We start from the raw sequence: 10,706 nt of genomic DNA, 5'->3' as shown, positions 1-10,706 counted from the left end.
GCTTACTTTGGGGCTTTTCCAAAGTGAGCCGCTGTAAGAGCGGAACCATAGGTGGCCGTTACCGAAAAAACGGATATGTACTCAAACCAATCGCCAAAAAAAACGGCCTCATCTGGAGGCCGTTTCTCATCACATCTCAACGCTTAGGTGCGCATCCCACGCCCACTCACCAGCAACCGCGCACACCCCACGTACAGCACCACAGTCGCCACCAGCATAAACGTGATCGCTACACTGATCTTGATATCCGAAACGCCCAGGATCCCATAGCGAAACGCGTTAACCATATGCAACACCGGGTTAGCCAACGACACCGTCTGCCAGAACGGCGGCAGCAAGGTGATCGAATAAAACACCCCACCCAGATACGTCAGCGGCGTAAGAACAAACGTCGGAATAATCGAAATATCATCAAAGTTGCGCGCAAACACCGCATTGATGAACCCCAGCAACGAAAAGATAGTCGCCGTCAGCACCACCACCAACAGGGTGATCCCGAGGTGATGCACCTGCAAATGGGTAAAGAACAGCGACAGCAACGTCACAATCACCCCAACCATCAACCCGCGCAGCACACCGCCCAGGGTGTAGCCGATCAAAATCGTATGAGGCGACACCGGCGACACCATCAATTCCTCGATGGACCGCTGGAACTTGCTGCCAAAAAAGCTCGACACCACGTTGCCGTAGGAGTTGGTAATCACCGACATCATGATCAACCCCGGCACGATGTACTCCATATAGGTGAATCCACCCATATCACCAATCTGCCGACCAATCAGGTTACCGAAGATCACGAAGTACAAAACCATGGTGATCGCCGGCGGCAGCAAGGTCTGCGGCCAGATCCGGGTAAAGCGCTTCACTTCGCGATAAACGATGGTCTGCAGCGCGACAAGGTTGGGTTGCAGTTCCGAACTCATACCGCCACCTTCGCCAGATTTTTCTCCACCAGGGACACAAACAACTCCTCAAGGCGATTGGTTTTGTTACGCAGGCTCAGCACCTCGATGTTCTGGGTAGCCAGTTGGCCAAACAGCGCGGTGATGCCCACGGCTTTGTCCACCTGGACTTCCAGGGTGTGGCTGTCCACCAGGCGATTCGGGTAGCCGATCAACTGGGGCGCAACCGTCATGTCGTTTTTCAGGTCGAGCAGGAAGGTCTCGACGTGCAACTGGCTCAGCAAATTACGCATGCTGGTGTTTTCGACAATGGTGCCGTGGTCGATGATGCCGATGTTGCGGCACAGCTGCTCAGCTTCTTCCAGGTAGTGCGTGGTGAGGATGATGGTGATGCCTTTCTGGTTCAGCTCGGTGAGAAACGTCCACATCGAACGACGCAGCTCGATGTCCACGCCCGCCGTCGGCTCGTCGAGGATCAGCAGGCGCGGTTCGTGAACCAGGGCGCGAGCGATCATCAAGCGGCGCTTCATGCCCCCGGACAGGGAACGCGAAGGCACGTCGCGCTTGTCCCACAAGCCCAGTTGCGTGAGGTATTGCTCGGCGCGTTCCTTGGCGATCTTCGGCGGGATGCCGTAGTAACCGGCCTGGGTCACGACGATGTCGAAGGTCTTTTCAAACTGGTTGAAGTTGAACTCCTGGGGCACCACGCCGATGCTGCGCTTGAGCGCCGCCGGGGATTTGTCCAGGTCGTTGCCAAAGATGTTCACCGTACCGGTGGTCTTGTTGACCAGGGTCGAGAGAATCCCGATGGTGGTGGATTTGCCGGCGCCATTGGGGCCGAGCAAGGCGAAGAAATCACCTTCGGCGACGTCCAGATCGATACCACTCAGGGCCTGGAAACCGTTGCCGTAGGTTTTGGTTAGCTGCCGGATGGACAGAGCGGAACTCATATCGGATTACGCACCAAAGAAGAGGAATAGAATTGTTACATGAGGGCAGACCGCACGGAATACAAAGGCTGCGCGTGACAAGCATGGTGCTTGTCCGCGCCGCACAAGTACAGTAACCCGTATTAATAGTCGGTATCAGGTCAACGCGGTCATGACCGATTTCTGATAGGCCGGGCGCTGGCGCAGCCGCTGGTACCAGGCTTCCAGGTTAGGCATCGACGGGCGTTCGATGGGCATTTCGAACCAGGCATAAATGAAGCTGCCCAAGGGAATATCACCCATGCCGATCTCGCTGCCGGAGAGGTAAGGTTGCGTGGCCAAGGCCTGATCCACCGTCTGCAAAACGTCGATGCAGGCCTGGCGACCGGCGTTGATGGTGTCCCAGTTCTGTTTTTCAGCCGGGGTTCGCAGCACGCCCCAGAACACGGTCTTGAACGGTTCGGCCAGGGTCGAGGTGGTCCAGTCCATCCACTTTTCCGCGTTGGCCCGGGCTTGCAGCTCGCTGGGGTACCAGTTCGAATCCGGCGCATGTTTGGCGGCCAGGTAGCGCACGATGGTGTTGGATTCCCACAGCACAAAATCGCCATCTTCAATCATCGGCACCCGGCCATTGGGGTTCCGCGCGCGGTATTGCGGCGTGTCGACCACACCAAAAGCCCCACCCGCATCAATTGCCTCATAGTCCAGGCCGAGCTCCTCGGCGCACCACAGTGCTTTCCTGACATTTGACGAATTTTTACGACCCCAGATTTTCAGCATGACCGCCCCGATTTTGAAAAAGATGGTTGGATAAATGCCGGGGCAGCATACGCCGGATCACGTCCGGCTTAAATCACTCTGCATGTCCCCCAGCAGGATCGGCATCTGCTCGCCAAACAGGTGCGGGTAACATTTCTGGATGTGGGCGAAGAAAAATTCCTCGGGCACCTCGGCAAATTGCCCATGGTCCACCACGTACTCCATGGAGCGCTGGCCCTTGCGGTTGAAGGCGTGGAAAACACTGTCATGAATGCCATCGAAATCCAGCGGCGGCACATCGAACAGTTCGCACAGTTGCTGATTGAACGCCGGCGTGGCCTTGACCCAACGGCCGTCCAGATACAACTCGGTATAGCCATGCATGGCAAATACGTCACTTCTGAGCAGCTCGATCAAACGGGGCGTCGAGAGGTGGTTACGCACGTCGGCCAGGCCGATGCGCGCCGGGATCCCGCAGTGCCTTGCGCACGCCGCCAGCAATGTTGCCTTGGGCACGCAATAACTCTCGCCGGCCGCCAGTGCGAAGCTCGCGCTGAGGGTTTGCGGGTCGCGACTGAAGGTATAGGGGTTATAGCGCACCGCCTCGCGCACAGCGTAGTAAAGACTGACTGCCTGGTCACGAAGTGCGGCACTCGAACCGCGATGTTTTTCGGCGAACTCCACCACCGCAGGGTGGTCACTATCGATGAAGCGGCCGGGATTCAAGTACGCATTCATGAGGTTAATCTCAGAGAGCAAGCCCTGAGTCTAACCACAGGCATGCACCTGGGATAACGACGATTCGGCCAAATGTCGGCGCCTGGTGCTGATCATTGCCGGCACACCACGTAACACCCTCGTCACCCCGCTTGTTCGGATGCCGACTAAGCTCTGAGGTGATTTCGCACCTGGTTTCACGGAGGATTGAATATGCTGTTGTTGTGGATACTGGTTCTGGTGGTGGGCATTGCCTACCTGGCGCACCGGCGCATCGCGCCCCTGCCCGCCATCGGCGTGGTCGCCGTCTACCTGTTGGCGATGGGCGCCTTCAGCCACGCACCAGGCTGGTTGCTGCTGATCTTCTGGATGCTGATCGCCGTGGTAGCCGCCCCGCTGCTGCTGCCGGACCTGCGCCGCAAGTACTTCACCGCGCCGCTGTTCAACTGGTTCCAGAAAGTCCTGCCGCCGATGTCCGAGACCGAGCGCGACGCCATCGACGCCGGCACCGTGTGGTGGGATGGCGAGCTGTTCAGCGGCCGCCCCGACTGGGACAAGCTGCTGGCCTATCCCAAGGCGCAACTGACTGAAGAAGAACAAGCCTTCATCGACGGCCCTACCGAAGAACTGTGCGCCATGGTCACCGACTGGGAAATCGGCCAGGCCATGGACTTGCCACCCGCTGCCTGGGAACACATCAAGCAGCATGGCTTTTTTGCCCTGATCATCCCCAAGGAGTTCGGCGGCAAAGGCTTCTCCGCCTATGCCCACTCCCAGGTCGCGATGAAGCTGGCGACCCGCAGCGGCGACCTCGCCTCCACGGTCATGGTCCCCAACTCCCTGGGCCCGGCCGAATTGCTGCTGCACTACGGCACCGATGAACAACGCAACCATTACCTGCCACGCCTGGCCCGTGGCGACGATATCCCGTGCTTTGCCCTGACCGGCCCACTGGCCGGTTCCGATGCTGGCTCCATGCCCGACACCGGGGTGATCTGCAAAGGCGAATGGGAAGGCAAGGAAACCCTCGGCCTGCGCCTGAACTGGGAAAAACGCTACATCACCCTCGGCCCGGTAGCGACGTTGCTCGGCCTGGCCTTCAAGGCCCATGACCCGGATCATCTGCTGGGCGACAAAGAAGACCTGGGCATCAGCCTCGCGCTGATCCCCACCGACACCCCGGGTGTTGAAATTGGCCGCCGTCACCTGCCACTGGGCGCCGCGTTCATGAACGGCCCCAACTCCGGCAAGGATGTTTTCATTCCGCTGGAATTCCTGATCGGTGGCCAGGAAATGCTCGGCAAGGGCTGGATGATGCTGATGAACTGCCTGTCGGTAGGCCGTTCGATTTCCCTGCCTGCCGTCGGAACGGGCGCGGCCAAGTTCACCAGCCTGGTGACCGGCCAGTACGCCCAGGTGCGTGAGCAGTTCAACGTACCGCTGGCGGCCTTTGAAGGCATCCAGGAAGCCCTGGCCCGCATCGGCGGCAACGCGTGGCTGATGGACAGCGCGCGGATGCTCACCGCCAACGCGGTCGACCTGGGGGAGAAACCCTCGGTACTGTCGGCGATCCTCAAGTACCACCTGACCGAACGCGGCCGCGAATGCATCAGCCACGCGATGGACGTGCACGGCGGCAAGGGCATCATCATGGGCCCCAACAACTACCTGGGCCGCAGCTGGCAAGGCGCGCCGATCTTCATCACCGTGGAAGGCGCGAATATCCTCTCGCGCAACCTGATGATCTTCGGCCAGGGCGCAATTCGCTGCCATCCGTTCGTCCTCAAGGAAATGGCCCTGGCCGGTCGCGAAGACCATGACCAGGCGCTGAAGGAATTCGACGGCCTGCTGCTGCAGCACATCGGCTTTGCCGTAAGCAACGCCGCCAGCACCCTGGTGTTGAACCTCGGTTTCGGTCACTTCGAAAAGGCTCCGGGCAACAGCCTGAGCCAGGGCTATTTCCGCGCACTCAACCGTCAGGCCGCGGCGTTTGCGATGCTGGCGGACCTGAGCATGATGCTGCTGGGCGGCGAGTTGAAACGACGCGAACGCCTGTCGGCACGTCTTGGTGATGTGCTGAGCCACATGTACCTGGCATCGGCTGCACTCAAGCGTTATCACGACCTGGATTCGCCAGACCACCTGGAACCGCTGTTCGCCTGGGCCATGGAAGAGAGCCTTGGCCACTCCGAGCGTGCACTGGATGAACTGCTGACCAACTTCCCGAGCAAGGTGTTGGGTTGTCTGTTGCGGGTGATCGTGTTCCCGTTCGGCCGCCGTCATAAAGGCCCGTCCGATGCGCTGGATGCCGAAGTGGCCGCAGTGCTCGGTCGCGCCAAGGGTGACCCGACCCTGGAAGCGGTGCTGGCGGGCTGCTATCGCCCACAGTCCGCAGAAGATCCGGTGGGCGCCCTGCAACACGCCTACGACCTGTTGGCCGACAGCCATCCGTTGCAGAAAAAACTCCACGAAGGCCTCAAGAGCGGCCAGGTCAAACCGACCGCGGGCGAACACGCCATCGATGCCGCGCTGCATGCCGGCGTGCTGCAACCGGCCGAGGCGCAGACCCTGCGTGACGCTGAAGCGGCGCGGCGCAAGGTGATCGACGTGGATGATTTCAGCAAGGAAGAACTGAGCCAGGCTGAGGGAAAAGTCCGCTGATCCCAGCGGTCATATAAAAACGGGTAGAGTGCCCTGCCTCACAAATACTGATCCCTTTTGACGGCGTCTGTTGTCGTCATGCTGCGTTGCCGCTCCTCGCCATAGCAAGCTATGACTCGTCGCGGCGCCTTGCCTGACAACAACAGCCACTCGTCAAAAGGAATCGTATTTGTGAGGCAAGGCACCGAGCTATATACTCTCGCGCCCGTTTTGCTCTTGAGGACTTATCTCGTGTCCAACGTCGTTGCCGATCATCTCGTCTTGCTCGACCACCTGCGCAGCATCCTGGTTGCCGTCGGCGAAGCCGAACAGGTTCCCGAGGAAAGCCACCTCCTGTTCCTGGAGCGCTTCGATGAACTGCGCGCCTTGCTGCCCATCGACCCGATCGAAAGCCAGTACCTGGGCCAGGACATGATGAGCCAGGTCATCCTGCGCTACCCGCAAATTGCTCACCTGGTACCGCGCGACCTGCTGTGGTTCTTCGGTGGCGACTGCCTGCACTTCATGCCCGACGACGAGCTGGACCTGTACCAGGCCCTGGAAGAACGTCGCTTCGAAGCTGAACAGAACGACGAACCGTTCGACTGGAACCAGGAAAAGCAGTTGTTGGCCATGTCCAATGACCAGCCCAAGCACTGATCTCAGGGCTCACGCAGATCAAATGTGGGAGCGGCGGTGCGACGGTTCGACTTGCTCGCGAATGCGGTGGTTCAGTCAATATTTTAGGTGACTGAACCACCGCATTCGCGAGCAAGCCCGCTCCCACATTTAAACTGTATTCCTACCGTTTCTTCAGCGTCGGCTCTTTGGCCATGCACTCCACCAGATAATCAATAAACACCCGCAACTTCGGCGGCAGGTACCGCGTCGGCGAATGCAGTAACCACGCATCCCCGTGGTACGACGCAATGAAATCCCACCCCGGCAACACCTGCACCACCTCCCCCGCCTCCAGCGCATGCCGCGCCGTGAAATACGGCAAGCTGCCAATCCCCACATGTTGCAATACCGCATCCAGCCGCACGCCTGTGTGATTGGCCGCATACCGCCCGCGCACGCCCACCGTCACCGCCTTGCTGCCCTGACGAAACTTCCAGCGCGCATCCCCCGGCGTCTCACCCAGGTAGATGCAACTGTGCTCCAGCAAATCATGGGGATGCTGCGGCGTACCGTGCTCCGCCAGGTACCGCGGCGTGGCGCAGATCAAATGCTCGATCGGCAGCAACTGGCGCCCCACCAACCCCGGCGGCGGGCTGTCGGTGATGCGGATACTCAGGTCGACATTGTCATCAATCAGGTCCACATGCCGGTCCTCCAGGATCAACTGCACGTCGACCTTGGGATAACGCCGCAAAAACTCCGGCATATGCGGATGCACCACAAAACGCCCTACCGCCTTGGGCACGCTGACCCGCACCAGCCCTTCGGCTTCATGGGTGTATTGGCCGCTGATTTCCATCACCGACCGCGCAGCACTGACCATTTCCTGGCAGCGCTTGAACACCTCTTCGCCGCCTTCGCTGAGGCGCAATTTGCGCGTGGTGCGTTGCAACAGGCGAGTCGCCAGGGCCTTTTCCAGGCGTGAGATGCTGCGGCTCACGGAGGACGGTGATGCTCCCAGTTGGCGCGCAGCCTCGGAGAAGCTGCCGGTTTCCACCACCTTGACGAAAATCGCCATTTCGCCCAGCAGCGGTAAGGGAAGATTGATGCTCATGACGCACAAGTCCATTGAGATTTGAACGGATTATCACCCATTGGCGCACTTCTTATACTGCCGGTTAGAAACCCTGATGCGGATATAAATGATGACCCAGCGCCTGTTTTTTACCCATGACCACCTGAATGCCGAACTTGAAGTGCTGGGATGCACACCTTTTGATAACCAGTTTGCGGTAATCCTGCAGTCCACAATCTTCCATCCACAAGGTGGCGGCCAGCCCTGCGACACCGGCTGGCTCGGGGCAAGCCAGGTGTTGAAGGTGGTGCAGGAAGGCGATCATGTCGTGCATTACGTAGACCGCCCCGTGGCTCCCGGGGTGATACAGGCACGCGTCGATGAAGACCGCCGCACCTTGCACACGCGCCTGCACTCGGCCGGGCATCTGATCGGCAATGCCGGTGAAACCCTGGGCTGGATGCCGATCAAGGCTCATCACTGGCCGGGCGAAGGCAAGATCACCTTTATTCGCGGCACCTCGGCACAGGCCATGGACGCCGAGGCGATCCAGCGGCAAGTCGACCAATGGATCGCCGCCAACCTGCCGCGCCATATGGCCCTGGATGACGGTACGCGGCAAGTGGGTTTTGGCGACCTGCCGGCCTATGCCTGCGGCGGCACGCATGTGCAGGCATTGGGGGACGTGGGCCAGGTGACGATCCTGGCCCTCTCCGAGAAAAAGGGTGCATTGTCGGTGCGCTATACCCTGAACTGACTAAACCGCAATCGCCCCCGCCCTGCCCGGTTCCACCACAAACGACTTGAGGGTCGAGACGCTGGCGTTCGGATCCCGGGGATCGGAAATCACCCGGAAGTTCGTCAGCATATTCCTCTCCTCAAGCGCCACCGACACATAGCCGCGCTGGCGGCTGTCGAAAAACTTCACATGGGGATTGAGGGGCAGGATCGCACTGAACGCATCAAATGGCGGCCCGTCAGACGTCACCGACGTGCCGACAAACTCGGTCGCGACCACGGGCGAATCCGGATTCCCTGCGTCAGCGTGCAGGTCCGTCGTCCAGAACGAGTGAATATCGCCGCCCCAGAACACCGGGTTATTCACCTTTCTGCGCACCATCGACGCAAGCATCCGCTCACGGTTGGCCATGTAACCATCCCAGCCATCTGTCCAGCGGCCGGGCTTGTGGTTGGTCAGGTCACGTTGCGTGAGCGGCGCGACCAACAGGTCCTGGGCGATCACGTTCCATTGTGCCCGGGACTCGGCAAAACCCTGATCCAGCCAAGCCTCCTGCTCCCAGCCGAGCATGGTGCGACGGGGATCGCGCAGGTCAGCACAGGTGTTCGCGGCTACATGTCCCTTGTGGCTGCCATTGGCCAGGATGCATGGCTGCTCGGAGCGGTACTGACGCCCATCCAGCACATGGAAACGCGCCAGCCGGCCGTAGTCCAAACGCCGATAGAGGCGCATGTCCGGCCCGCGCGGCAGGCTGCTGGCCCGCAGCGGCATGTGCTCATAGAAGGCCTGGTAGGCCGCCGCCCGCTGCTTGAGAAAACTCGTCACCGGGATGTTCGGGTCCTGGGACCACTGGCTGGCATAGTCGTTTTGCACTTCGTGATCGTCCCAGGTGACCACACTGGGCGCCGCAGCATGCAGTGCCTGCAAATCCGGATCGGTCTTGTACAGGGCGTAGCGGTTGCGGTAATCCACCAGATTCAACGCATTGCCGCTGCCGTGGGGGCGAATGATCTTGCCGGAATCAGCCGCGTAGGAACTGTCATAGATGTAATCCCCGAGGAAAAACACCAGGTCAGGCTGCTCGGCGGCCAAATGCCGATAGGCGCTGAAGTAGCCTCGCTCCCAATGGGAGCAGGAGACAAAACCCAACTGCGCCGATGCCATGGCATGCACCGCCGGCGCTGTGCGCGACTGGCCCACCGGGCTTTGCGCACCGAGGCCCTCGAACTGGTACCAGTAAGGTCGACCCGCCTCCAACCCGCTCACTTCCACATGCACCGAATGGGCGAAACGCTCGCTGGCCATCACCTCGCCCTGGCGCACAACGTGCGTCATCGCTGCATCGCGGGCCACCTTCCAGCGCACCGGCACCGCTCGGTTCAGGCCACCCCGACCGTCGGCGGCATTGAACAGCGGCGCGAGGCGCGTCCAGATCACGAAACCATCGGGCAATGGATCGCCTGACGCCACACCGAGGGTGAAGGGATAGTCGATGCCTGCACTACGGGCAAACGGGCTGAGGATCGAAAACGCCGTGGCAACTGCAAGCCCGCCCAGTACGCGACGGCGATCGTGATTCACACTCATCAACTGCGCTCCTTCCAATCGGCACGCACCAGGCCATACAACAACATGTCCTCGTGCACCCCATTCTTGAGGAAGGCGCCCTTCATGCACCCTTCGTAACCCAAGCCAATTTTTTCCATGACCCGAGCGGACCCTTTGTTACGAGCAAAGCACTGGCTGCCCACACGCTGCAGCGCCAATTCGCTGAACCCAAACGCCATGATCTGCGCCGCTGCTTCGGCGGCATAACCCTGGCTTCGAGAATGGGCGGCCACCCAATACCCGAGATGCCCACTTCGATGAGCAGCAGATAATCTGAGACTGATCACGCCGATCAATTCGTCAGTTTCCCGCAGATGAATCCCCAGCCCCAGTGAATGCCCCGAGCGGTAATTCTCTGCCTGGCCATCAATAAAGGCGTGTGCGGTTTCCAAGGTGTATGGCGATGGAATCGCAGCCGTGTTGTTCGCAATATCGGGATCGTTGGCCAGCACCGACAACGTCTCGGCCTGCTCCTTTTGCAGAGGCTTCAACAGCAGTCGCGGGGTGGATAAATGCGGCAGTGCAATGCTCATGCAGGGGGACTCGCGAAATAAATTCTCCAAGAATGTACCCGCGTCGTGTCAGTTTCATTACGTAGATAAATAGACCTACGAGTCGTCTGTAAGACGCGTCCTAGAGCCTTAAAAGCTTAAATTAAAGTTAACCATTCGGTCATTTTTGGTTGCTAGCGTGTCGCCCCTAATCAACTGCGGGGT

10 protein-coding genes are annotated in these 10,706 nt (G+C 59.8%); 3 read left to right on the top strand and 7 right to left on the bottom strand.

Annotated elements, in window-relative coordinates; genetic code table 11:
* Positions 1 to 143: 143 nt before the first annotated feature.
* The 4 genes from HX807_RS16985 to HX807_RS16970 form a co-directional block, all read right to left on the bottom strand.
* Complete coding sequence (locus tag HX807_RS16985; protein ID WP_003217229.1) at positions 144 to 923, bottom strand: ABC transporter permease; 780 nt, start codon at positions 921 to 923, stop codon at positions 144 to 146.
* Complete coding sequence (locus tag HX807_RS16980; RefSeq protein ID WP_003217227.1) at positions 920 to 1,852, bottom strand: ABC transporter ATP-binding protein; 933 nt, start codon at positions 1,850 to 1,852, stop codon at positions 920 to 922. The genes HX807_RS16985 and HX807_RS16980 overlap by 4 nt, the downstream gene beginning before the upstream one ends.
* Positions 1,853 to 1,987: 135 nt before the next feature.
* On the bottom strand, positions 1,988 to 2,611 hold the full coding sequence (locus HX807_RS16975; protein WP_102369632.1) for a glutathione S-transferase family protein: 624 nt from the start codon (positions 2,609 to 2,611) through the stop codon (positions 1,988 to 1,990).
* Positions 2,612 to 2,668: 57 nt separating this feature from the next.
* Positions 2,669 to 3,328 (bottom strand): transglutaminase family protein, encoded by a 660-nt coding sequence (locus tag HX807_RS16970; protein WP_102369633.1) that lies wholly within the window; start codon positions 3,326 to 3,328, stop codon positions 2,669 to 2,671.
* Between the two features lie 192 nt (positions 3,329 to 3,520).
* On the opposite strand from HX807_RS16970, the gene HX807_RS16965 reads away from it, so the two are divergent.
* Both HX807_RS16965 and HX807_RS16960 read left to right on the top strand, forming a co-directional pair.
* The gene (locus HX807_RS16965; protein WP_177050516.1) at positions 3,521 to 5,968 is read left to right on the top strand and encodes an acyl-CoA dehydrogenase; all 2,448 of its coding nucleotides are present in this window, start codon (positions 3,521 to 3,523) and stop codon (positions 5,966 to 5,968) included.
* A gap of 231 nt (positions 5,969 to 6,199) precedes the next feature.
* Positions 6,200 to 6,607, top strand: coding sequence for a PA2817 family protein (locus HX807_RS16960; protein ID WP_003217220.1), 408 nt, complete (start codon positions 6,200 to 6,202; stop codon positions 6,605 to 6,607).
* Positions 6,608 to 6,749: 142 nt separating this feature from the next.
* On the opposite strand, the gene HX807_RS16955 is transcribed toward HX807_RS16960, so the two are convergent.
* A complete protein-coding gene (locus HX807_RS16955; RefSeq protein WP_003217218.1) occupies positions 6,750 to 7,682 on the bottom strand; it encodes a LysR family transcriptional regulator in 933 nt (310 codons plus the stop codon).
* 91 nt (positions 7,683 to 7,773) lie between these two features.
* Between HX807_RS16955 and HX807_RS16950 the strand changes: the two genes are divergently transcribed.
* Positions 7,774 to 8,400 (top strand): hypothetical protein, encoded by a 627-nt coding sequence (locus HX807_RS16950; protein ID WP_003217215.1) that lies wholly within the window; start codon positions 7,774 to 7,776, stop codon positions 8,398 to 8,400.
* On the opposite strand, the gene HX807_RS16945 is transcribed toward HX807_RS16950, so the two are convergent.
* Together HX807_RS16945 and HX807_RS16940 are read right to left on the bottom strand one after the other, a co-directional pair.
* On the bottom strand, positions 8,401 to 9,969 hold the full coding sequence (locus HX807_RS16945; protein ID WP_177050515.1) for an alkaline phosphatase: 1,569 nt from the start codon (positions 9,967 to 9,969) through the stop codon (positions 8,401 to 8,403).
* Positions 9,969 to 10,523, bottom strand: coding sequence for a GNAT family N-acetyltransferase (locus HX807_RS16940; RefSeq protein ID WP_177050514.1), 555 nt, complete (start codon positions 10,521 to 10,523; stop codon positions 9,969 to 9,971). The genes HX807_RS16945 and HX807_RS16940 overlap by 1 nt, the downstream gene beginning before the upstream one ends.
* Between the last annotated feature and the right edge of the window lie 183 nt (positions 10,524 to 10,706).

It is taken from the genome of Pseudomonas sp. D8002 (assembly GCF_013385695.1).
Taxonomy (GTDB): domain Bacteria; phylum Pseudomonadota; class Gammaproteobacteria; order Pseudomonadales; family Pseudomonadaceae; genus Aquipseudomonas.
Note: the sequence above shows the minus strand (reverse complement) of the source record. Positions and strands in the feature narration are given on the sequence as shown.